At 66.9% G+C, this 23,403-nt stretch carries 20 protein-coding genes; 3 read left to right on the forward strand and 17 right to left on the reverse strand.

The genetic code is table 11. From position 1 onward, the window contains the following. Positions 1 to 23: 23 nt before the first annotated feature. The 4 genes from B1790_RS00320 to B1790_RS00335 are packed head-to-tail and all read right to left on the reverse strand — an operon-like array spanning position 24 to position 4,140. Positions 24 to 848 carry a carbohydrate ABC transporter permease gene (locus B1790_RS00320; protein ID WP_079921142.1) on the reverse strand — a complete coding sequence of 275 codons (825 nt, stop codon included), beginning with the start codon at positions 846 to 848 and terminating at the stop codon, positions 24 to 26. Then, the gene (locus tag B1790_RS00325) at positions 845 to 1,792 is read right to left on the reverse strand and encodes a carbohydrate ABC transporter permease (protein ID WP_233164858.1); all 948 of its coding nucleotides are present in this window, start codon (positions 1,790 to 1,792) and stop codon (positions 845 to 847) included. The genes B1790_RS00320 and B1790_RS00325 overlap by 4 nt, the downstream gene beginning before the upstream one ends. Before the next feature lie 3 nt (positions 1,793 to 1,795). Further along, entirely contained in the window at positions 1,796 to 3,157 is a 1,362-nt protein-coding gene (locus tag B1790_RS00330) for an extracellular solute-binding protein (RefSeq protein ID WP_079921143.1), read from the reverse strand. Further along, positions 3,154 to 4,140 (reverse strand): carbohydrate kinase family protein, encoded by a 987-nt coding sequence (locus tag B1790_RS00335; RefSeq protein ID WP_079921144.1) that lies wholly within the window; start codon positions 4,138 to 4,140, stop codon positions 3,154 to 3,156. The genes B1790_RS00330 and B1790_RS00335 overlap by 4 nt, the downstream gene beginning before the upstream one ends. 171 nt (positions 4,141 to 4,311) lie before the next feature. On the opposite strand from B1790_RS00335, the gene B1790_RS00340 reads away from it, so the two are divergent. Next, positions 4,312 to 5,088 carry a DeoR/GlpR family DNA-binding transcription regulator gene (locus B1790_RS00340; RefSeq protein ID WP_079921145.1) on the forward strand — a complete coding sequence of 259 codons (777 nt, stop codon included), beginning with the start codon at positions 4,312 to 4,314 and terminating at the stop codon, positions 5,086 to 5,088. Then, a complete protein-coding gene (locus B1790_RS00345) occupies positions 5,085 to 6,449 on the forward strand; it encodes a 6-phospho-beta-glucosidase (RefSeq protein ID WP_079921146.1) in 1,365 nt (454 codons plus the stop codon). The genes B1790_RS00340 and B1790_RS00345 overlap by 4 nt, the downstream gene beginning before the upstream one ends. Before the next feature lie 39 nt (positions 6,450 to 6,488). Here the strand turns inward: B1790_RS00345 and B1790_RS00350 are convergent, their stop codons facing one another. From B1790_RS00350 to B1790_RS00375, 6 genes are all read right to left on the reverse strand, one after another. After that, the gene (locus B1790_RS00350; RefSeq protein WP_079921147.1) at positions 6,489 to 7,889 is read right to left on the reverse strand and encodes an aspartate ammonia-lyase; all 1,401 of its coding nucleotides are present in this window, start codon (positions 7,887 to 7,889) and stop codon (positions 6,489 to 6,491) included. Then, positions 7,886 to 9,061, reverse strand: coding sequence for a M20 family metallopeptidase (locus B1790_RS00355; RefSeq protein WP_079921148.1), 1,176 nt, complete (start codon positions 9,059 to 9,061; stop codon positions 7,886 to 7,888). Before B1790_RS00355 ends, B1790_RS00350 begins: the two co-directional genes overlap by 4 nt. After that, complete coding sequence (locus B1790_RS00360; protein ID WP_079921149.1) at positions 9,058 to 9,726, reverse strand: DUF1028 domain-containing protein; 669 nt, start codon at positions 9,724 to 9,726, stop codon at positions 9,058 to 9,060. Before B1790_RS00360 ends, B1790_RS00355 begins: the two co-directional genes overlap by 4 nt. Continuing rightward, positions 9,723 to 10,166, reverse strand: a complete 444-nt coding sequence (locus B1790_RS00365) for a RidA family protein (protein WP_079921150.1) — start codon at positions 10,164 to 10,166, stop codon at positions 9,723 to 9,725. The genes B1790_RS00360 and B1790_RS00365 overlap by 4 nt, the downstream gene beginning before the upstream one ends. Positions 10,167 to 10,198: 32 nt before the next feature. Continuing rightward, positions 10,199 to 11,461: an NAD(P)/FAD-dependent oxidoreductase gene (locus B1790_RS00370; protein ID WP_079921302.1), complete on the reverse strand. Its 1,263-nt coding sequence runs from the start codon at positions 11,459 to 11,461 to the stop codon at positions 10,199 to 10,201. 122 nt (positions 11,462 to 11,583) lie between these two features. Continuing rightward, a complete protein-coding gene (locus tag B1790_RS00375) occupies positions 11,584 to 12,495 on the reverse strand; it encodes a LysR family transcriptional regulator (RefSeq protein WP_079921151.1) in 912 nt (303 codons plus the stop codon). A gap of 130 nt (positions 12,496 to 12,625) precedes the next feature. Between B1790_RS00375 and B1790_RS00380 the strand changes: the two genes are divergently transcribed. Next, on the forward strand, positions 12,626 to 14,119 hold the full coding sequence (locus B1790_RS00380) for an aldehyde dehydrogenase (protein WP_079921152.1): 1,494 nt from the start codon (positions 12,626 to 12,628) through the stop codon (positions 14,117 to 14,119). Here the strand turns inward: B1790_RS00380 and B1790_RS00385 are convergent. The 7 genes from B1790_RS00385 to B1790_RS00415 form a co-directional block, all read right to left on the reverse strand. Beyond that, complete coding sequence (locus tag B1790_RS00385; RefSeq protein ID WP_079921153.1) at positions 14,116 to 15,669, reverse strand: GMC family oxidoreductase; 1,554 nt, start codon at positions 15,667 to 15,669, stop codon at positions 14,116 to 14,118. The genes B1790_RS00380 and B1790_RS00385 overlap by 4 nt on opposite strands. Next, complete coding sequence (locus B1790_RS00390) at positions 15,666 to 17,069, reverse strand: cytosine permease (protein ID WP_079921154.1); 1,404 nt, start codon at positions 17,067 to 17,069, stop codon at positions 15,666 to 15,668. Before B1790_RS00390 ends, B1790_RS00385 begins: the two co-directional genes overlap by 4 nt. 129 nt (positions 17,070 to 17,198) lie before the next feature. Beyond that, entirely contained in the window at positions 17,199 to 18,764 is a 1,566-nt protein-coding gene (locus B1790_RS00395; RefSeq protein WP_079921155.1) for an APC family permease, read from the reverse strand. A gap of 241 nt (positions 18,765 to 19,005) precedes the next feature. Next, a complete protein-coding gene (locus B1790_RS00400; RefSeq protein WP_079921156.1) occupies positions 19,006 to 20,427 on the reverse strand; it encodes an aspartate aminotransferase family protein in 1,422 nt (473 codons plus the stop codon). Between the two features lie 16 nt (positions 20,428 to 20,443). Continuing rightward, positions 20,444 to 21,604: a class II histone deacetylase gene (locus B1790_RS00405; RefSeq protein ID WP_198951868.1), complete on the reverse strand. Its 1,161-nt coding sequence runs from the start codon at positions 21,602 to 21,604 to the stop codon at positions 20,444 to 20,446. Positions 21,605 to 21,749: 145 nt separating this feature from the next. Further along, positions 21,750 to 22,349, reverse strand: a complete 600-nt coding sequence (locus B1790_RS00410) for a TetR/AcrR family transcriptional regulator (protein WP_079921158.1) — start codon at positions 22,347 to 22,349, stop codon at positions 21,750 to 21,752. A gap of 177 nt (positions 22,350 to 22,526) precedes the next feature. Next, entirely contained in the window at positions 22,527 to 23,327 is an 801-nt protein-coding gene (locus B1790_RS00415) for a class I SAM-dependent methyltransferase (RefSeq protein WP_079921159.1), read from the reverse strand. Positions 23,328 to 23,403: the final 76 nt, after the last annotated feature.

Below are 23,403 nucleotides of genomic sequence, written 5' to 3' on the forward strand. Positions count from 1 at the left end.
GAGTCGTGGTGGTGGGGACGCGGTCAGCGTGACGAGATGCCGCCGACCATGCCGTTGATGAAGCGCTTCTGCAGCGCGAAGAAGAGCACGGCGATGGGCAGTGCGACCATCACCCCGGCCGCGGCCAGCAGTGAGTAGTCGGTCAGGTGTTGCCCCTGGAACAGCGCCAATCCCAGTGGGGCGGTGCGCCGACTGTCCGAGACCACCATCACCAGGGGCAGCAGGAATTCGTTCCAGGTCCACATCGTGATGACGACGGCCATCGTCATCATGGGCGCCAGGGACGGTGGGACGACGACCCTCCACAGCACCCGCAGGTCACTGCAGCCGTCGAGGCGCGCGGCCTCGATGATCTCGCCGGGGAACCCCCGAAACTGGTTGCGCATCCAGAACACGGCGAAGGCCAGCGACTGCGCGGTCTGCGGCAGGATCAGCGCCCAGTAGGTGTCGGTGAGTCCGATCGTCCGCAGGTTGAAGTACAGCGGGATGATGAAGGCCTCCGTCGGCAGCGTCAGCCCGACGAGAAGCAGATAGAACAGCACCGAAGAGCCGCGAAAGTGCATGCGGGCGAACGCAAATCCGGCGAGTGTCGCCAGGACGACGCTCAAGATGACCACCGCGGCGGTGACGAGCACGCTCGACAGCAGGTAGCCGCTGAAGTTGCCGCGACTCCACGCAGCCCCGTAGTTGCCCAGGTCGACGGAGTCCGGGATCGAGAACCCGCCGGAGTTCTGGCTGGCCGGGGTCACCGACGACAACAGCACCCCCAGCAACGGAACCACCGCGAACAGTGCGAAGACGGCCAGGATCAGCTGGTTGACGACCCTCTCGGTGCGGGACGGGTTCATTCGGACTCCCGCGAGGCGATGCGACTGATCGACACCGTCAGCAGCACGATCACGACCGTCAGGACGACGGCGATCGCCGACGCCAGCCCGACCTGACCGGTGTTGAACGCACGGTTGTAGGCCTCGAAGGCCGGAACGGACGTGGCGTTGCCCGGCCCACCGCGCGTGGTGATGAAGACCAGGTCGAAGGTCTTCAGCGCGGACACCACCGTCAGCGTCAACGCGACGGCGATCTGACCACGCAGCGACGGCAGGGTGATCGCGATGAATTCCCTTGCCCGGCCGGCTCCGTCGAGGCGCGCGGCCTCGAAGAGCTCGGGGGCGATGTTGCCGATGCCGGACAGGAAGAGCACCAGGCACAGACCGATGTTGAGCCACGTGCCGACCAAGCCGATCGCGACGAGGGCGAAGGTGTGGTCGCCCAGCCACACGCGACTGAGCGAGTCGAGTCCGACCAGGCGCAGGGTCTGGTTGAGCAACCCGTCCTGGGAGTAGATCGAGATCCAGATGGTCGCGATCACCACGGTCGCGATGACCTGCGGCAGGAACAGCACCGTCCGAAAGAACGACATGGATCTCATCGCGTGCGCCCGAGAGATCAGCGCACTGAGGAACAGCCCGATCAAAACCGGTGCGGCAGCGTAGAACAGCATCAACACCCCGGCGTGCAGGAAGGAGTCCCGAAGGCGCTCGTCGGTGAACACCGCCACGTAGTTCGACAACCCGGCGGCGGTGGACCTGCCCATGCCGTCCCAGTCATAGAACGAGTACTGCACGGTCTGCACCACCGGAGCACCCAGGAAGGCCGCGAAGACCAGGAATGCGGGCGCCACGTACAGATACGCCTTCTTGGAGTGGCGGACCGGGCGCCTCCGAGTAGCGGCCACCGCCTCGCCCTCACTCGGCCCGGTGACCGCCCGCTGCTCGGGTTGATGCAGCGTCACGGGCTACTTCTTGCCCGCCAGGAAGGCCGCGTAGTCCTTCTGCAGGGTGTCGACGAACTGTTGCGGGTCGGACTGGCCGCCGATGAGTTCCTGCATCCCGGCGGTGATGGTGTCGTAGAAGGTGGGGGTGGAGTAATCCAGATACGGCACTTCGCCGTTGGCCTTTTGGACGTCGCGGTACTGGGTCGCGATGTCGGCGGCGACGGTGCCCGGCTGTGGCTGGTAGTCCGCAGGCAGCACGGTGGGCAGGTTGCCGGTGTCCAGGAGCGTCTGGGCGGCCTTGGCGTTGGTGATGAAGTCCACGTAGGCGGCGGCGACGTCGGGGTGTGCCGACTTCGACGTGATCGCCCACGCCAGTCCCTGACCACCGGTGGTCGCCGGCTGGCCGTCGGTTGAGGTCAGCGTCGTGAAGCCGGCGTTCGGACCGAGGTCGTCCTGCATCGTCTGCTGCAACCAGGTGCCGGTCAAGGTGAACAGGGCTCCACCCTTGCCGAATCCCGCGACGGCGTCGTCGCGGGACACCCCGTTGGTGCCAGGAGTGAGATACCCCTGCTTGCTCCAGTCGGCGACTTGTTGGGCTGCCTTCAACGACGGCTCGTCGGTCCATGCCCCGCCCTGGCCGCTGACCAGTTCGTTGACCGCGGGAGCGCCGGCCAGAGCGGCCTGGACCACGCCGAACATGTGGATTCCCGGGCTCTTGTCGAGGTTGCCGAAGGCCATCGGCAAAATGCCCTTGGCCTTGGCCGCCGCCATCGCAGAGTTCAAGTCCGAGAGGGTCTTTGGCGCCTGCAGCCCGAGCGAGGAGAGCAGCTGCCGGTTGTAGTAGATGCCGACCACCTCGCCGGTCTGGGACACCCCGAACAGCGTGTCGCCCTGCCACGTCTTGCCGTCGCTGGAGAAGCTGTTCTGCTTGAGCAGCGCCTCCGGGTAGTAGCCGTCCCAGCCGTAGAGCTTGGCGTAGTCGTTCATCGGGCGCAGCATCCCGGCGGCGACGAAGGCGCCCATGTCTGGGTACCCCTGGTTGGCCTGCACGACGTCGGGCGGGGTGTTGCTCGACAAGGCCAGCTTCAGGGTGGTCTTCAGATCGCTGAACGACTCCACGGTCCGCTTGATGGTGACGTTCGGATACTTCTCGTGGAATTGCGCGTTCAGCTGGTCTTGGGCCTTGGAGATGCCGCCGTCGGTGTTCTGGTCCCAGACGGTCAGCGTCACCGGACCCGCGGACGAGATGTCCTTGGACGCCTCGTTGGTCGGGGACGGAGCCGCCGTGTCGCCGGAAGGCCCTGGGGCGCAGGCAGACAACGACAACGCCACGCCGGCCGCGGCGACGGCGGCGCCGAGTCGGAACAGTCGGTTTCTCATCATGACGTCAGTGCTCCTGGGGTTGCGGGGACGGGGTTTTCAGAGCGTTGTTCGGCCCACTGCCGGACCGAGGCCCAGCCGGGGTCGGAATGGTGGTCGGCGAGCAGCTGCGCGATCTCGACGGGGTGGGGTGCGCTGCGTGCTCCGCCGGCGCTGCGCACCGAGCAGGTGGCGCAGACGCTGGCCAGCCTCAGCCGGTCATGCAGCTCCCACTCCCATGCCGTGGCAGCCATGAAGGCCGCGGCGAACGCGTCCCCGGCGCCCGTGGGGTCGACCGCGTCCACCGCGATCGCAGGCACGTGCAGCCGGGCAGATCCCCGCGCAGCCACCGCACCGCGTGGGCCGAGGGTCACGACGGCCGTGTCGACCACCCGGGCCAAGACGTCGAGAGCGGCGTCCACCGTGCCGGCTCGGGTGTACTGGACCGCTTCGTGATCGTTGACGATGAGGACGTCCACGCCTTCGAGATGGTCCAGGAGGGTCTCCGACCACTGCCCAGAGGGATCCCATCCGACCCCGCCGACGATCGTGGTTCCGTTGGCGCGCAGCCGTGTTGCCTGAGCGGGGACGGGACCGCGGCCGAGGCCGACATGGGCAACTCGCACCGGGGTGGACGCCGGCCACGGCGGTAGTTCCCCGGAGTGTTCGTAGGTGACGAACGAGCGCTCGTGGCCGTCGGTGATCGCCACGGAGATCGGGATCTGGTAGTCCGCCCGCTCTACGGCGAAGCGCAGATCCAGGTCGGGCTCGGCCTTCAGACTCCGCGCGACGATGCACCCGATGGGGTCGTCCCCCAGTTCGGCGACCAACGCGGTGCGAGCCCCGAGCCGCGCGGAAGCGACCGCGCGGTTGGCGGCACCTCCGGGTGAGATCGCGAATCCGTCGGCGTACACCTCGGCGCCCGGTTCGGGCGCGTGCACTCCGGTGAAGACCAGGTCGGCGAAGACCCGGCCCGCCACTAGGACGTCGATGTCACGATCGGTCACTCCCGGCTACCTCCACCGTCTGACGTAGTTTGACGTTCTGCGCGTGCTCATCTTGCATTCACTGCGTGACGATAGCGTTGCGGTGGTGAATGCGCCGGATATCCGAGATATTTGGACCAAAGTCCATCAGAGTCACGCATAGTCGGTCAGGTGGTGGGTACGATTCCCCGCATGTTCCTCGCCGAGCGCCATGAACGGATACTCGCTGCGCTCAGCAGCGGGGGGCAGTCGGTCGTGCAACTTGCCGGGGCACTGGGTGTCAGCGAATCCACCATCCGCCGCGATCTGGACGTGCTGGCCAAGGGCGGCCGGCTCGAACGCCTCTACGGCGGAGCGATGCTCACCCAGGGCAGCCGTGCCAACATCACCGACTCAGGCGGGGTCGAGGATCCCTTCGTCTCCGAGACCCGCGCCGACTACGAGCTGCGCCAGCGAATGGCGGTCGAGGCCGCCCGGCTCGTCGGTGACGGCGACGTCGTCGTGCTCGACATCGGGTCGAGCACTCCGCTGGTCGCACGGGAACTCCGAGGCCGCCCCGTCACCATCATCACGTCCAATCTGGCGGTGCTCGACGAGGTCCGCAGTGACGACGCGGTCGAGCTGGTGCTGCTGGGCGGTGTGCTGCGCCGCAACCAGCAGTCACTGGTGGGGCCACTGGCCGAACAGGTCCTCGGCCAGCTCAGCGCCGACGTGATGTTTCTGAGCTGCACCGGCGTTCGCGGCGGTCGTGTGTTGGACAACATGGCGGTCGAGGCCCCCATCAAACACGCGATGATCGCCGCTTCCCATCGCATCGTGCTGCTGGCAAGCGAACTGAAGTTCCCCGGCTCGGGGGCGCTACGGCTGTGCTCCCTCGACGAGGTCGACGTGCTCATCACCACCCCCGGCACCCCGGAGGAAGAAATCTCAAAGCGCCGCGAAGGCGGCGGAAAGGTCATCGTCGCATGAAGCTCGTGATCCTCGGTGGCGGCGGATTCCGCACCCCCTACGTCTGGCAAGCCCTCATCCGCGATCAGGGCTCGCCCCGCGTGACGGAGGTCGCCCTCTACGACGTCGACGAGTCGCGGCTGGCCACCATCACCGCCATCCTCGACCAGCTCGCCGACGGATTCGCCGACGTACCCACCCTGAGCACCCACACCAATCTCGAATCCGCCGTGGAGGGCGCCGACTTCGTGTTCGCCGCCGTCAGGGTCGGCGGGGTCGAGCAACGGTGCTGCGACGAGCACGTCGCACTCGACCTCAACGTGCTCGGCCAGGAGACCACGGGACCGGGCGGTGTCGCCTACGCCCTACGCACCCTGCCGGTGATGCTCGAGATCGCCGAGACCATCCGCCGGGTGGCCCCGAAGGCCTACTTCCTGAACTTCACCAATCCGGCGGGCATCATCACCGAAGCGCTGCAGAGCGTGCTGGGCGACCGGGCGCTCGGAATCTGCGACACCCCATCGGGTTTGGGGCGACGCGTGGCCGGCGTCCTCGGCTACGACCACACCCGCATCCAGATGGACTACGTGGGCCTCAACCACCTGGGGTGGATGCGGCGGGTCCTGGTCGACGGCGTCGACGTCCTGCCCGCGCTGCTTGCCGACGATCGGCGCCTGGCTCGGATGGAGGAGACCCAGGTGTTCGGCGCCGAGTGGCTCCGCACCCTCGGATTGATCCCCAACGAGTACCTGTATTACTACTACTTCAACCGCGACGCCGTGCGGCGCATTCTCGAATCTCCGCAGACGAGAGGCGATTTCCTGTTGGAGACTCAGGGCCGGTTCTTCGACGACGCCGCCGCCGAACCCCACCTCGCGGCCAAGCTGTGGACGGGTGCGGTCGACGAGCGTGGCGCCAGTTACATGGCGGAGGCCAAGGGCGGCGTGCAGGGCGCGCCCACCGTCGAGCGGGATCGCGAAACCGATCCCGCGCATCTGGGTTACGCCGGGGTGGCCCTTGGTGTGATGACGGCGATCAGCCGTGACGAGAGGCGCACGATGATCCTCAACGTGCGCAACCGCGGCACCATCGCCGGCCTGCCGGACGACGCGGTGGTCGAGGTGCCGACCATGGTCGACGCCAACGGCGTGCACCCCCTGACGCTGGAGACCCAGCCGGACCTCCATCAGCTGGGTTTGATGCAGCAAGTCAAAGCCGTTGAACGCCATGCCATCTCCGCGGCCACGACGGGGTCGGTCTCGGAAGCGCTTCAGGCGTTTGCACTGCACCCACTCGTCGACTCGGTCACCGTCGCGCGGGAACTGCTCGCCGGTTACCTCGCGGCCAATCCGGACCTGGCACGGACGTTGCCGGTGACATAGCGGCGCGGTGCAGTCCCTCGCGGCTCTCGGCGCCGGAGCCTAGCGCGGCCCAGTCAGGTTGTGGGGCTCCAGGATCGTCGCGAGCTCCGAGGCCGTCAGCAGGCCGCGGTCCAACACGAGTGATGCGATGTCGGAGCCGGAGCTCAGCGCGTCGGCCGCCAACCGGGACGCCGCCTCGTAGCCGATGTAGGGGTTCAGCGCGGTCACCAAACCGATCGAGTGGTCGACCATGGCGCGCATGTGCGCGACGTTGGCGGTGATGTCCACGATGCAGCGCGTCCGCAAGGTGTCGCACGCGGCCGTCAGATGTGCCAGCGATTCGAACAGACTGTGCGCGATGATCGGCTCGAAGGCGTTGAGCTGCAACTGACCGGCCTCGGCGGCCATGCTGACCGCGATGTCGTTCCCGATCACCTCGTACGCAACCTGATTCACGACCTCGGGGATCACCGGGTTGACCTTGCCCGGCATGATGCTCGAACCCGCTTGCACGGGCGGCAAATTGATCTCACCGAGGCCGGCGCGTGGGCCGGACGACAGCAGCCGCAGGTCGTTGCAAATCTTCGACAGCTTGACCGCGGTGCGCTTCAGCACGCCGGACAGCTGGACGAAGGAGCCGACGTCCTGGGTGGCCTCGACGAGGTTCGACGCCGTCACCAACGGCAGTTCGGTGATGGCGCGCAGCTCCTCGCACACCGCCTCGGCGTAACCCCGGTGCGAATTCAGCCCGGTGCCGATCGCGGTGCCCCCGAGGTTGATCTCGGAGATCAGGAGGACGGCTTCAGCCAACCGGTCGCCGTCCTCGCCGATCATGACGGCGTAGCTGCCAAACTCCTGACCCAGCGTCATCGGCACCGCGTCCTGCAACTGCGTGCGCCCCATCTTCAGGTGCCCACCGAACTCGATTGCCTTGTCCGCGAACGCCGAGACCAGCTCCGTCATCGCCAGTCGTAGCCTGTGCACGGCGAATTGGAGCCCGACCTTGAGCGCCGTCGGGTACACGTCGTTGGTGCTCTGACCCAGGTTGACGTGCTCGAGTGGGTGCAGATGCCGATAGTCGCCGCGCCGATGACCCAGAAGTTCCAAACCACGATTGGCGATGACTTCGTTGGCGTTCATGTTGGTCGACGTGCCGGCACCACCTTGGATCACGTCGACGACGAACTGGTCGTGTAGCTTACCGGACTTGATCTCGTGGCACGCCGCGACGATCGCGTCGGTACGCTCGGTGCTGAGCAGACCGAGCCGATGATTGGCTTGCGCAGCAGCCAGTTTCACACACGCCAGCGCAACGATCAGTTCGGAGTACCGCGAGATCGGCATACCGGTGATCGGGAAGTTGAGGAGCGCACGCGCGGTGTGCACGCCGTAGTAGGCGGCCTCCGGCACGTCGTAGTCGCCGAGCAGGTCGTGCTCCACCCGCGTTTCGACACTCGTCACGGTCGAACTCCCTCTTCGGCATCGAGAAGTCGCCGACGCGTCTGGGGATCGGACGCCGCGTCGAGTAGGGTCAGGGCCAACGCACGTGCCCCGTCGACCGCAGCCCGGTCGGCGGCCGGCGAGATCGCCGCGGCGGCGAACTCGGGCTGGTGGTTGACGGCGGGCAACGAGTCGATGCCGATGTACGGGTGGATCGCGGCGATGCGTTGGGAAACGTTGCCCATGTCGGTAGAGGCCCGGTTCATGAGCGAGTCGGCACCCGAGCTGAAGCGCCTGCCAAGCTGCTCTGCACGCCGCACGTAGGCGTCGAGCAACCCGTCGTCGTTGCGAAACTCCGCATACGGCTTGCTCTCCGGGGTCACCGTCAACTCGCAGCCGGTGGCCCATGCGCCTGCCTCGAAGCAGCGGGTGACCCGTTGTTCGAGGGCGGCCAGTTCGGCGAGCGACCCGGCCCGCACGTACCAGCGCCCCTCGGTGCGCTGCGGGATGGCGTTGGGCGCCTCGCCCCCGTTGGTCATGACGCCGTGCACCCGGACGTCGTGCGGAAACTGTTGACGCAACATCCCGATGGCGACCTGGGCGATGGTGAACGCGTCGGCGGCGTTGATCCCGCGATCCGGGTAGGCGGCGGCGTGCGCGGACTTGCCGTCGTACTGAATGTGACTGTGTGACACGGCATATGGCTCGGCACGTGCGACGTCGACTGGACCGGGATGCACCATGGCGGCCGCGTGGACGCCTGCGAACCCGCCGCGGTCGAGCATTTCGATCTTCCCGCCGCCGCCCTCCTCGGCGGGCGTGCCGAACACCGAGAGCGTGATCCCGAGATCGTCGACGTGCGGCGCAAGGGCCAGCGCAGCACCGGTCGAGATCGCGGAGATGACGTTGTGTCCGCACGCATGTCCCATGCCCGGCAACGCGTCGTACTCGGCACACACCGCCAGGTGCAGCGGGCCGGTGCCACGGCGTGCCAGGAAGGCGGTCTCCAAACCGGTGAACCGCTCCTGCACGTCGAACCCGGCGTCGGCCAGCTCACCGGCGACGCGGGCACACGATCGCACTTCCTCCCAGGCGATCTCGGGGTGGGCGTGCAAGTCGTGCGACAGCCCGAGCAGCCGGTCGATCACCCGGTCGGCCGCCGACCGGACGGCGTCTTCGAGTTCGAGGCTCATAGGTCCCCCGGAACCCCGTATGTCGGTGCGGCAGTGGGGTCCAGCCCTCGAGTGCGGTAGTCGGCCTTCTGCGGTTGCCACACCGTCCACAGCCGGTGCAGCTCACCGATCGGGTCGTCGTGCCAGTCGACCCGCAGATCCGTGACGGGCCACGGCACGTCGTCGACCACCTGCAGTCCTGCGGAGTGCACGGGTCCTGCCTCGCCTCCGGCGCTCAGCGCGGCGGCGAGACCGTCGAGCAGACGCTGTTCGGTGGTGTTCGCTTCGGACCGCAGGTAGCCGTCCAGAAGCGCGGTGACGACAGCCTCGTCGGCGAGCATGTTGCCTGCCGCTGCGGCGTTTTCGGTGCCGACTTCGTGACGGATGCCCAGCGCCTTGGTGCCGGTGTGGATCGCGGTCCGACCGGACCCGTCGACGACGATCAGCTGGCGGTAGTCGGCATGCGGCTCCCCGGCGACGGTCGCCTTCAGCGCCTCGTCGGCGGCCGCTCCGCCAGCGAGTGCGTCCAGTGCGACGGTGCCGAGGTGCGGGTTGGTCACGTTCTGGCTCGCGACGGCGCCCACCCCGGCACGCAGGTGCACGCAGCGCGACGCGACGGCCGGACTGGACGAGCAGACGACCATCCCAAACGCCGAACCGTCGCGCACGACCAACGAGAACGTCACGACGTTCCCTGGCTGAGCACCGCGGTGGCATCGATCTCGACCAGCCACTCGGGCCGCGCCAGCGCCTGGACGACGAGGCCCGTCGACACCGGATAGACGCCCTTCAGCCAGCGACCCATCACCCGGTAGACCGGTTCGCGGTATCGAATGTCGACCAGGTAGACGGTCACCTTGACGATGTCGGCGAGGCTGCTGCCCGCCTCCTCGAGCAGCATGGCGATGTTGGCCATGGCCTTCTCTGCCTGAGCCTCGACGTCACCGACTCCCACCGATTCGCGGGTGTCGAGATCCTGACCGATCTGCCCGCGCAGGTAGACGACGTCGCCGGCAACCACTGCTTGGCACAGGTCGTTGGCGAGATTCTGCTCCGGGTAGGTGTCCTTCGTGTTGAAGGGCCGGATTCTGCGATGGGTCGCGCCTGCGGGTGTCTCGTCGGTCATCGACGGAACTCCTCTCTGGTTTGGTGGTGCCGTCACCGCTCTGCCAGTGCGGGCGCCTGGTAGGCGAAATAGCTTCGTTGGATGGCGATTTGGTCGGCGAGGTACTTGGCGTCGTGCCAGACACCCCAGATGAAGCTCGATCCTCGACGGGACTGCCAGGGCAGGCCGAGGAAGTAGATTCCCGGCTCGGTCGAGACGCCACGTTGGTGCCGCGGTCTGCCGTTCTCGTCGAAGGCGTCGACCTGCAGCCACCCGTAGTCGAAGGCGAAACCGACGGCCCAGATGATCGACGTGATGCCGGCAGCGGCGAGGTCGACCGATCCGATGGGGTTGGTCATGCACTCCGGGTCTGGGCCGAAGACCCGCGCCTGCGGTTCCTCGGGGAGGTCGACGCCGTTGCGGACGATGTACGCATCCGCCTCGTCGAGCATCGAAAGGTAGTTGGCGTCACCGCGTTCGATGTTCTCGCACAGATCCGGCGCGAAGGCCATCACGCCATCCTCGTACGGGCCTGCCATGCCAAGCAGCGTGATCCCGCTGGCGGCCAGATCGCGGAAGTCGACGGTGTGTCCGCCGTGCGCACCGCTCACCGCGATGGTGACGTGCTCGGCACCACGCGGCGGCGCCGCCATGTCCCATTTGCCCAAAACGCCCAGCCACCAACAGAAGTCACGACCGCGGTAGCTGCGCGGTGGACGGTCGTGCGGTCCGACCGCCAGATGGACGTCACGGCCGGCTTGGCGCAGCTCGTCGGCGATCTGCACCCCCGACGATCCCGCCCCGATGACCAGTACGCCACCGTCGGGCAGCTGCTGCGGGTTGTGATAGTCGCTGGAGTGGATTTGATGCAGACCGGCGGTCTCGGGGACCAGGGGTGGGATGACCGGCTTCTGGAACGCTCCGGTGGCGGCGACGACGAATCGCGCGTCGACGCTCCCGTCGGAGGTCTCGACGCGAAAACCCGCTCGGCCATCCATCTTTCGTACCGAGTACACCTCGACGCCGGTACGGATCGGCGCATCCACCTTGTCGGCATACGCGACGAGGTAGTCGGCGACTTCCTCCTTGCCCGCGAAGGCGTCGGGCGCGACGTCGAACTCCAGCCCGGGGAAGCGGTCGTGCCACGCGGGGCCGTTGGCCACCAGCGAGTCCCAGCGCCACGACCGCCAGCGCTCGGCTACTCGATCACGCTCGACGACGAGGTGCGGAATGCCTTGCGCTCCGAGGTGTTCGCTCATTGCGATCCCCGCTTGTCCCGCCCCTACGACGAGAACCTCGACTTCTTGGCTCGACAACTTGACCTCCACGGATTCACTGATCGTGCTCGGCCTCCATGGTTCAGCCCACCGCCTACATCTGTACAGCGCGTAGATCCGATGTACGGCATCGGGGAAATCGATCCTCGCAGCTCACGACGCTAGACGCCGGGTGGTCCCGCGAAGAGGCTGCGGCAGAGTTCGGCGATGACGCTGGCGCGCCGGGTGGGCCGGGCAGCCACGGCGTCGAGCAGGACGACCGTGAGGCTCGGCGGGTCACCGCTGAGCGGGACCGCGGCGACGGCGTGGCCGTCGAGTGCCACCGGCACCGCGGCGTGCAGGTTGAGAACGCAGTAGGCCAAACCGCGGCCGACCAGCGCCCGACACGTCTCCACCGTCGTCGACCGGTAGCGGATGTTTGGCGTGACACCGGCTGCGGCGAACACACTTTGGAAGTAGTCGCGACTGTGCGGAAGGTCGAGCAGAACCATGGGATCGTCGGCCAGTTCGGCCAGGTCGACGCTCTCGCGCTTGGCGAAGCGATGGTCTCCGGCCACCAGCACGTACGGCGGCAGCATGAACAGCGGCCACCGCTTGAGGCGGGTGTCGGCGACAAGGTCGTAGCCGATGCCCAGCTCGAACGTGCCGTTGGCGACGCCCTCCGCGAGATCGGCGAGGTCGACTTCGGTGGTGTTCAGGTGGAGTTTCGGCAGCTTCTCGGCGGCCGCGGCCAAGAGTTCGGGCAGCAGATACGGGGCGACCACCTCGAAGCAACCGATCGACAGCGTTCCGCTGAGCGAGGTCCCCAAACCCTGTGCCACCGCCCGCAAATCGGCCGCGGAAGCCAGAAGTTGGCGACTGGCCACCAGCAGTTCCTTGCCGGCCGGCGTCAGGCTGATTCCCCTGGCGTGATGGCGTACGAGCAGTTGCACCGACAACGCGTTCTCCAGGTCGGCAAGAGCTGCGGACATCGCCGACTGCGACAGGTGTACCGATGCCGCTGCGCGGGTGACGCTGCCCGCCTCTGCGACGGCGACGAAGTATTCGAGTTGTCGCAGCGTGTAATCGGACACTTCGCGGCCTCCTGCATCAGGTAAACCGATCCTACGGTTCGGAAAGACCGGCTGTACAGCTGTACTGCTTCATTGCAGGGTGGAACCGACAACGCGGCCCTTCGGTCGCGGCGGCGAAGGAGACCACCAGATGACCACTGCAGCAGCCCAGCCCGCGACCCTGGCCGAGTGGACCCGCTCCGCCGCAGACGTGCGGCCACGCGACGGCATCTTCGTCGACGGCGAGTTTCGGCCCGCCGAGTCCGGCGCCACCTTCGACAGCGTCAACCCCGCCACGGGCACCGTGATCGCCGCCGTGGCGTCGGCTCAGGCCGCGGACGTCGACCTCGCGGTCACCTCGGCCCGCCACGCCTTCGACGACGGCGGGTGGTCGCGCAGTTCGATCAGTGAGCGCAAGGGAGTCCTGCTGCGCCTCGCGGCACTGATCGACGAGCACCGGGTTGAACTTGCGCTCCTCGATTCGATGGACATGGGCAAGCTGGTCTCCGAGGCCTTCACCGTCGACGTGCCATCGGCCGCAGGACTCTTCGCCTACTACGGCGAGGCCCTCGACAAGGTCAACGGCGAGATCGCACCCACCGAACCGGGGAATCTCGCGCTCGTCACCCGCGAGCCGCTCGGTGTCGTCGGCGCGGTGACCCCGTGGAACTTCCCGCTCGACCTCGCCGTGTGGAAGGTCGCGCCGGCGCTCGCCGCCGGAAACTCCGTGGTGCTCAAGCCTTCCGAACGCGCGCCGCTGTCCTCGCTGCGGCTGGCGGAACTGGCAGTCGAGGCCGGCCTTCCCAGCGGCGTGTTCAACGTCGTCCCCGGCCTTGGCCAGACCGCAGGCGCCGCGCTTGGCCTGCACCCCGACGTCGACGTCCTCGCGTTCACCGGATCGACCGCCACCGGCAAGCAGTTCCTGCGTTACGCCGCGGACTCCAACATGAAGCAGGTCTGGCTGGAATGCGGCGGCAAGAGTCCGAATCTGGTGTTCGCCGACGCCGACCTCGACGCAGCCGTCGAGAAGGCGCTCTTCGGCGCGTTCTACAACCAGGGCGCCGTGTGCTCGTCCAATTCCCGACTGCTGGTGCAGAAGTCGATCGCCGACGAGTTCGTCGCCGACCTCATCGCCCGCGCCGCCACGATGTCCCCGGGCAATCCGCTGGATCCGACGGCAGTGCAGGGCGCGATCGTGGACGCCGACCACACCGACCGCGTCCTCGGATTCGTCGACCGCGCCCGTGCCTACGCCGACGTCCGAGTTGGCGGGCAGCGGGTCGGCGACGGCTGCTTCGTCGAACCGACCGTCGTCACTGGCCTCGGCCCGACCGACGAACTGGTCACCGACGAAGTGTTCGGCCCGGTGCTCGCCGTGCAGACCTTCGACGACGAGGACCAGGCGATCCGGATGGCGAACGACAGCGCCTACGGCCTGGCCGCCTCGGTGTGGACCACCGACCTGCGCCGCGCACACACGGTCGCCGCCGCGCTGCGAGCCGGCACGGTGTCGGTCAACACCGTCGACGCGCTGAGCGCTCAGACGCCGTTCGGCGGCTTCAAGCAATCCGGGTTCGGCCGCGATCTGTCCCTGCACGCGCTGGACAAGTACACCGGACTCAAGACCACGTGGATCGCCTTCTAGGAGAGGGCGATCAGCCGGCCGGCGTCCTCGGCGATCAGGTCGCAGGCCCGCTCGGCGACGGTCATGATCGTTCCCACCGGGTTCACCGACGGGATGGTCGGGAAGATCGAGGCGTCGACGACCCGCAACCCCGCGACGCCACGCACGCGGAGTCGCGAATCCAGCACGGCCATCGGGTCGTCCGCAGCGCCCATCCGGCACGTCCCCGACACGTGGTAGACGGTCTGGTGCGTCGCACGCAGCGGTGCCGACAGTTCGTCGTCGGTGGTCAGGTGGGCGCCGGGGAAGACCTCCCGACCGATCCAGTCCGACATCGGCGACTGTGCGGCGATCCGCCGCGCCAGCCTGACGCCGGCGATCAGGGTCGCCTCGTCGACGCCGTCGGGATCGGTGAAGTAGCCGTAGTCGATGCTCGGCGCGGCAGCGGCGTCGTCGGTCGTGATCCAGACCCGCCCCCGGCTCTTGGGCTTCGCGACGTTGGGCGCGATCGACACGATGCGCTCCGGCAGTTCCGTCCCGTAGGTGACGGCATGGTCGGCGACGGCCTCGACGGGGAAGTGCATCAACACGTCGGGCCGTGCGGGGCCGTCGTCGTGCAGTCGAATGGCTGCCCCCGCGTCCCAGCCGGTGGCGCAGGTACTCGGGACCTCGCGCCGCGCCTCCCACACGATCAACCCCTCGGCGTGGTCCATCAGGTTCTCTCCGACACCCGGGCTGTCGACGACTACCTCGACGCCGGCATCGGCGAGAACCGTCGCCGGGCCAATACCGGACAACTGCAACAACTTCGGCGTGTCGACGGCTCCGCAGCACAGCACCGTCTCGCGGCCGGCCCGCAGCTCGGACTCCTCACCGTCGCCGTCACGCACCAGAACGCCGACCGCCCGTCCGTTCTCGACGAGCACCTTCACCGCCTGCAAGCCGTGCCGGACACGTAGGTTCGGGCGGGTGCGGATGGCGTCGTGCAGGTAGTGCACCGACGTCGAGGAACGCAGATGCGTCTCCGGGGTGTATCCGATCTCGAAGAAGCCGGCGCCCCTGCCGGTTTCGGCGAAGTCGGGATCGCTGTTCCAGGCGGTGCGCGCAGGCAGGTCGAGGGCCGCCCTCGCCGAGGTGACGACGTCGGCCACGTACGGGTTCTGGTCAACGGTCGACACCGGCGTGATGGGTGCCGCGATGCGCTCGTAGTACCGGTTCACCGTCGCCGCGTCCCAGCCGTCGGCGCCAAGGGCGGCCCATTCGTCGAGGTCGGCGGGCAACGGACGCCACGTGATCATGGTGTTCGCCGTCGAACAGCCGCCGAGAATGCGCATCCTGGCCTGCCTGATGTGCGAGTTGCCGCGCTGCTGGGCGATGCTGCGGTAGTCGAGGTCGTACTCACCCTCGAGCATCTCCGCCCACCGCCGAATGTCCAGTGCGCGTGGTTCGTCGGCGTCGGTGGGGCCCGGTTCGACGACGGTCACCGTCACGCCGGGATCCTCGGACAGCCGGGCGGCGACGATGCATCCGGCGGTGCCGCCGCCGACGATCAGGTAGTCCGCGTCCGTCACGCGACGGATTCCTGCTGGCGCACGAGGGGCGCCGTGGCGATGCGGGGCTTCATCAAGACGTAGTAGAGCGGGCAGATGACGGCCAAGCCGACGATCCAGGAGACGTCGACTCCGCCGATCGCGGAGGCGACGAAACCGGTGAACAGGGCCGTGGACAGGAAGGGGATCTGCACCAGGATTCCTGCGAAGTAGCAGCCGATGGCCACCCAGTTGAAGCGGCCGTACCGCCCGCCGTCGCGTTCGAACAACGCGTCGATGTCGTAGTCGCCGTGGCGCAGCAGGTAGTAGTCGACGAGGTTCACCGCAGTCCACGGGATGAGGACGCAAAGCAGCAGGGCCAAGAAGCTAGCGTAGTTGGCGAGGAAGTCGTCGGCACTGACCAGTGCGGGGATCAGGGCGATGACGAAGAGCACCACTGACACCACTGCGCGGCTTCCGGCTCCGGGGTGCCACTTCGGAAAGACGTTCTGGCCGACGGTGATCGTCGACAACGTGCCGCAGTAGAGGTTCATGGCGTTCGTCGCGGTGATGCCGATGGCGAAGATCGCGAAGACCCCCGTGCTGACACCGTGGGTCAACGCGGACAGGCCGTCCATGGTGTCGTCGTCCGGCAGCGCCGCGCCAACCAGCACACCGAGGAGCATGGGCAAGACCGAGCCGAGGACGCAGCCAGAGTAGGTGCCCCAGAACGCGGCCCGCTGGCCGGTGTCGCGCGGCATATACCTGGTGTAGTCGGAAACGTATGGTGCATAGGCGATCTGCCACAGGGCAGCCACCGACAAGGTCGCCATGAAGCCGGCCCACGAGAAGCCGTCGGTGTGCCACGTTCCGTCCGGCACGCCGTTGACTCCGACGATCCAGACGAACGCGACGAGTAGCGCGCCGCCAGCGACGATGGAAAGCACCGCGGTCACGCGGTGGATGAGCCGGTAGCCGACCATCGTTGCCACCACGCTGATCAGTCCGATGATGACGATGGACCAATTCGGCGGCAGCCCGGTGACCTTGGCCAGCGCCTGGCCGCCGAGCACGGCGTTGGACGCGAAGAAGCCCAGGTACATGAACACGACCAGCACGACGACGAGAAGGCTTCCGTAGGAGCCGAACTGGGCGCGGGTCTGCAGCATTTGCGGCACCCCCATTTGCGGACCCTGGGCGGCGTGCAGGGCCATCACGACGGCGCCGATCACGTTGCCGAGCACCACCGACAACGCGCCGGCCCACAGCGGCAGCCCGAACACGGTGGTGGCGAGCGCTCCGGTGATGATCGTCAACAACATGATGTTGGATCCGAACCACACGGTGAAGAGGTCGCGGGCTCGACCGTGACGTTCGTCTACCGGAATGTGCTCGATTGTCCTGCGCTCGACGGCGTCGGGGCTGGGGACGGGTGCAGTCATGGGTTCCGACTTTCGACGACGGCGGTTTTCGCGAGGTGGTGACCTCGATCACCCGAGTATTGATGGCCTGCTAGGACAGGTAAATCACAAAGAACCGGGCAATTGCATCGGTTTTTGAGATCTAGCAGGTCAGATGCCTGCTCGCCCCTGTTCGACGACCAGCGCGGACGGTTCCCGCGCCAACGGGCTCCGATCACTGCGCCGGACCTCCACCCGCAGCGGCTTGGCCGTCAGGTAGCCCACGATCCCCAACGCCGCCAGGGCTGCAAGGGTGCCAAGGGTGAAGAGCTCGAACACCCACATGCTGACGCCCCACGTCTCCTCGAAGTCGTAGTCGAGGCCGAACAGCCGGTCGAGCGTGCCGGGAAACACGGCCACCCAGCTGCCGAGCGCCACCCAGGCGAAGCACAGCGCACCCATGGCTCGGAACACGTTGTCCGAGACCGGCACCTTGAACGGCCGGACCACGTCGGGGAACGCCGTACGCAGACGCACCGCGGCAGGAATCGAGATCAGGTAGCTCAGGAGGAACGTCGACACCGAAATGGTCAGCACCACACCGAAGACCGCAGCGGCCGAACCTTGCACCGCCATCGCGGCCAGCATGAAGACCGTGCCGACCACACCGGACATCAGGTTGACGCGCAGCGGCGTCCCCAACTTCGGATGAAATCGGCCGAAGAACCCACCGAAGAACGCGCCGTCGGCTGCGGCCATCGCCTGCATCCGGTCGCTGATGATCATCCAGGCGGCACCTTGGGTCATCAACACCAGCGCGAAGACGATTCCGCTCACCGTCATCATGACCGGGGCGGCCGAGCCGTAGACGCCGAACACGGTGGCGACCGCCTCCATGAGACCGCCGATCCCGGTGATCTGGTCAGCCGGCACCACCAACAGGATGGCCGCGATCGGGAGCAGGTATGCGGCGGCCGCGATCGCCGAGGAGCGTGCAATGGCGATCGGCACGTCGCGCGCCGGCTTCTTCATCTCTTCGGCCGCACTGTTTCCCGACTCGAACCCGAGGTAGGAGAACAGCAGCAGCGGCGTCACGCCGAGAAGGCCGGCGAGCGTCGGAGAGAAGTCACCAGCGGTCAGGCCCGCGAACCCGTTGCGTGCGGCGTACATCCCCGCCGTCACGATGAAGATCACCAGGAACGAGATCTTCAGGATGGCGCCCACGTTCGGGATCCACTTGCCATGGCGCAGACTGACGACCGCTGCGAGCACCGTCATCCAGACGAACACGGTCTTGAAGAGGTAGTCGGTTGGCGATCCGTGCTCGAAGTGGACGACGTAGGTGCTGACCACCTCCGCAGCGATGAACGTGCAGGAGCCGCCCACCCATACGGGTTGCGTCACCCACGTCAACAACGAGGCCAACGCGGCGAGCGGTCGACCGAACGCGCGCCGCACCCAGACGTAGACGCCGCCCTCGTCGGTGAAGGTGCTGCCGATCTCGGCGAAGATCAGACCGTAGGGCAGCAGGAAGAAGACGGCGAGGACCAGCGCCCACGTGAACGTCTGCCCGCCGAAGCTCGACACCTGGCCGAGCACCTCGATCGACACCACGGCGGCGACGATGAGGAAGATGATGTCCAGTCGCCCGAGCGACTTTTGGAGATTCTTGGTCTCGCTGGCGGCACGAGCGGTGCGCTCGCCCGCCCCTACTTCAATTGAGTTGCCTGAGGCCATCTGTCGCGCCTTTGCTTGATTGGTCGGCGAGCGGTGCTGCTCCTGTGAGGTATGACACTGCGGGCAACACCGCGATCTGTAAAGGACGCTTTTCCTGATTAGAAGATCGGATATTCCGATACCGGTTGCAGCAGTGCATATTTGGCACCGGCCGCCCTAATGTACGACTTGAGTCCGTTGTTGAACAACACAATTCGCCCGCACCCAAGTCGGGTGCGGGCGAACGGTACGTGTCGGCTGGCTACAGCACGCGGTCGGCGAGTACCTCCAGGATCCGGCCGAGACGCCCCACCAGTTCGTCGATGTCCCTGCGGCTGAACACCAATGGCGGTGAGAACTGCACCAGCGGTGTGCCTTCGTGGTCTACCGCAGTGCGACAAAGGATTCCGGCGTCGAACAGCGCGGGCGCCAGGATGGTGTGGACGAAGTCATTCGCCGTCGTCGCCGCCGACCACGTGCACCGTTCCTTGTCGGTGACCAACTCCAACGAGTAGTGATAGCCGGCGCCACGGACGTCGCCAACGAGACGCTGGTCGAGCAACGTGTCCAGTTGGGCGCGGAAGTACGCCTCGTTGCGCTTGACGTTGCCGAGGACGTCTTCGCGCTCCATCACTGCGATGTTGGCCAGCCCCGCGGCACACGCCGCGGGATGTCCGCCAAAGGTCAAGCCGTGCAGATACATACCGTCGGGCCCATTGTTGACGGTGTCGAGGATCTCGCTCTTGGTGATCATGCCTCCCAGGGGTGCGTGTGCCGACGAGACGCCCTTGGCGAAGGTGATGATGTCGGGTCGTACGTTGAATCGCGTCGAACCGAACCACTCGCCGAGCCGGCCGAATCCGCAGATGACCTCGTCGGCCACCAGCACGATGCCGTGCCGGTCGCAGATCTCGCGCACCCCGTCGTGGAACCCCGCTGGTGGGACCAACGACCCACCGGCATTCTGCATCGGTTCGAGAAAGATGCCGGCGACGGTGTCAGGTCCTTCCTGCACGATCAGGGTCTCGATCTCGCGCAGGAGCGACTCGGTGAACTGCTTTTCGGTCTCGCCCGCGGGACGCTTGTAACGCTTGCAGTTGGTGATGTGCCGAGACCCGTACATCAGGGGCTCGAATTGCTTGCGCAGGTTGGTCATACCGTTCAGCGACAGGGCTCCGAACGAGGTTCCGTGATAGGCCGCGCGCCGCGAGATGAACTTGATCCGCGAGTGTTCGCCGCGCGCCTGGTGATACTGCCTGATCAGCTTGATGGCCGCCTCGTTGGACTCCCCTCCGCCGGAGGTGAAGTACACGCGGTCCAGACCGGGTGGCGCCAGTTCGGCGATCTTGGCGGCCAGCTTCACCGCCGGGGGATGTGCCACTCCCCAGTTGGTGTAGTAGGGCAGCTCGGCCATCTGATCGCGTACAGCGTCCCCGATCTCGCCGCCGAAGCTGTATCCGACGTTGACGCAGAACAATCCGGCGAGGGCGTCGATGTACTCGCGGCCCTCCGAATCCCAGAGCCGGCTGCCATCGCCGCGCACCATGACCGGCGGTGGAGCGTCGGTGTAGGCCGATCCCGGGGTGAAGCTCATGACGAGGTGGCGCTGGGCCAGCCGCCCGAGGTCGCTCGTTGATTCGTCGGTCGGAGCGGATGTTTCCGAACTCTCGATGGTGTCGGTCATGGGTGACGCTGTCCTCTCAGTTGGCGGGGGTGCGGTTCTTGCGGAGTTCGCGTGCGATGTCGTCGACGATCGCGGTTTGGTATTCGACGACGCGTGCCGTCGGCTGTTGCGCGACGAAGGTCTCCTCGAAGGGGTCGACGACGTCGGTGCGGATGCCCGAGAGCGTTTCGACGATTGCCAAACCGCAGAAGGGAACGGCGGATTCGGCGTAGCCGCCCTCGTGCACGACGACCAGCCGACCGCCGCACACTTCGTCGGCGACGTCTTTGACCATGCGGGTCATCTCACGAAAGGAGCCGGCGTGCAGCAGTTGTCGCGCGAGGGGGTCGACCGCGTTGGCGTCGAGGCCGCTGGCCACCACGATGAGATCGGGCCGGAAGTCCTCCAGAGCCGGAACCACGATCGTCCGCATGGCGTGCAGATAGGTGTCGTGACCGGAGCCCGGCGGCAGGGGCACGTTGAGGTTGAATCCCCTTCCGGGCCCGTCGCCGAGCTCGTCGACTGCTCCGGTGTCGACCGGAAAGCAGTTCTCCTGGTGCAGCGATATCGCGAGCACGTCGTCGCGCTGGTAGTAGATGTGTTGAGTTCCGTTGCCGTGGTGGACGTCCCAGTCGAGGATCGCCACCTTACCGAGACCGTGGCTCGCCTTCGCCGCTTCGATTGCGATGGGAATGTTGGCGAGTAGGCAGAATCCCATCCCGCTGTCGGGCAGGCAGTGGTGCCCGGGCGGGCGCGACAGCGAGTATGCGTTGCGCCGCACGCCCTCGAGCACGTCGACGACGGCCCTCTTGGCCAGTCCCGCCGACAGGGACGCGATGTCGAAGCCGCCACGAGAGAACAGCGCCTCGGGTCCGATCTCGCCGCCGCGACCCGCGCTGAGGGTTTGAAAGCGCTCGACGTAGTCGGCAGTGTGCACGCGCAGCAGGTCGTCGACGGTCGCAGGTTCGGCGCTGCTGACCGCGAGCTGGCTGGTCAGGCCGGACACGTCGAGGAGGGCCTTCAGTCGGCGCTTGGTCTCCGGCGACTCGGGATGCCCGCCGCCGGCAAGGGGTTGCAGCCAACCGCCGACGGGGAGGAAGAGAACGGCTTCACCCGTGCTGTGCCATAGACAGAGTTCGTCGTGATAGAAGCCCGTCCTGCCGCCGTCACATTCCATGGATTCCGTAGCCTCTCTCACATTCTCTGCGCTTGAACGCAAAGAATGCCCCTACATCGCGGCGCCGTCAAGGGGTGGCGGGAGCCGAGGGGTCGGCGACGCGGCGCGGCGACGCGACCAGCTCGTGGACTGACGCGCTGAACCAGCACGCGGAAAGCGGCGGCAGCTAGATGTCGGCGCGGGTAACCGAACGCGCGTAGGACCGCATCAGGCCGGCGGCCACCGACGGGTCCAGCGACGAGTTGCCGCCGTTCAGATGCATTCCGTACGCGTCTTCGAGTGCAACGAAGTTCTGCGCGATGGACAGCACCGGTTCGGTCAGCTCGAACGCCCCCGACGCGCTGCCCGCCTCGAGTACGGCGACGTAGAGCGACACTTCGCGGTCGAACAGCAGGGTCAGAAGCGTCCCGTGCGAAGGGTCACGACCTGCGTTGACGGCCAACTCGTACAGTGCCCGGTTCAGCATGTCGTCGTCACCGGCGGGCAGTCCCGATTCGATGAGGTTGACCAACCGGTCACGCGGATCGTCGAGCTTGCTGATGGCATCCAGCCGCTGCCAGTAGTACCGGTCCACGGCGTTGCGGTAGACCTCGTCGACGAGGTCCTCGATCTCCGGGTAGTAGTACGCCACCAGTCTCGGCGAGATCTCCGCGGCGGTGGCGATGTCCTTGACCCGCATGCCGCCGACCCCACGGTTGGCGATGACGTCGATCGCGGCCGAGACGAGTTGGTTGCGACGCGCATCCTGATTTCGCACCCGCGCCATGGCGACCCGCCTCTCCGATCGATCTCCGAGCGTACGGTACCGCCTGCGTCGGGCGGGGCCGCCGCGACTTATTAGTTACGATTCAGCGCAAGCAATCGCTCGCGATCAAATCGTCCGGTCAGCGCTGCGCGGGCCGCCTCGCCTCGATCCGGTAGACGCGCCGGGCGGTGGCCGTGCCTATCCCCTGGTTGCCGTGTGCACCACGAGGAAGACGGGTTCGACGAACCGTCCGCTGGGTTCGATCGCGAGCAAGGCCGCGGCGACGTCCTGCTCGAAGGCCGCTCGCCTCTCGCCGAGCAGTCGGCGAAGCGGCAGCGAGGTGGAGTAGAGATACCCGATGATCCGGTCGACCGTCCACTCGCGCGTGAACTCGTGAATCACCCGGTGCACGTTGGGAAATGGGGAGCGGGACATTATCGACTCGTGCGACTCGCCCGAGGACGCTGGGCTCGGGCTGGGTAACGCGTCGGGCGGCAAGAAGCGGGACTGGAGGTCCTCGACGGCCCGCTGCCACGCCGTCGTCGGTCGGACGAGGCAGCTGTCGTTGGCCATCACGACTCCACCGTCTGCGTCGACCATGCCGTCGAGGGCCGTCAGGACTCGTTCACGGTTCATCCAGTGAAATGACCGCCCCATGGTGACCAGGTTGAAACGTCCAAACTCACCGGGGAGGTCCTCTGAGCTTCCCTGCGCCCAAGCCACATTGGTGACGTTCGACTCGCGAGCGCGGTTGGCGGCTTCGACGAGCATCTCGGGCTCGGGGTCCACACCAAGCGCTTCGGTGACGTTTCGTGCGAGCGGGACGGTCAGCTGACCGGTGCCGCAGCCGAGGTCCAGTAGTCGCCCGGTGCCGTCGAGTCGGAACCGCGCGACGACGTCGGCGAAGAACACGTCCGGGTAGCCGGGGCGGTATCGCGCGTAATGCCAAGCGGTTCCGGCGAACAGACCATCACCGGAGCTGCCAGGTGGTTCCGCCATAGCCGTCTCCTGCGCTCGCCGGTCGAGTCGCCCTCCATGGTGCCCGCTCGGACCGCCGCGCGGGCCGTCGCCGAAC

Origin of the sequence: Mycobacterium sp. AT1 (genome assembly GCF_002043095.1) — a bacterium.
Classification (GTDB): Bacteria; Actinomycetota; Actinomycetes; order Mycobacteriales; family Mycobacteriaceae; genus Mycobacterium.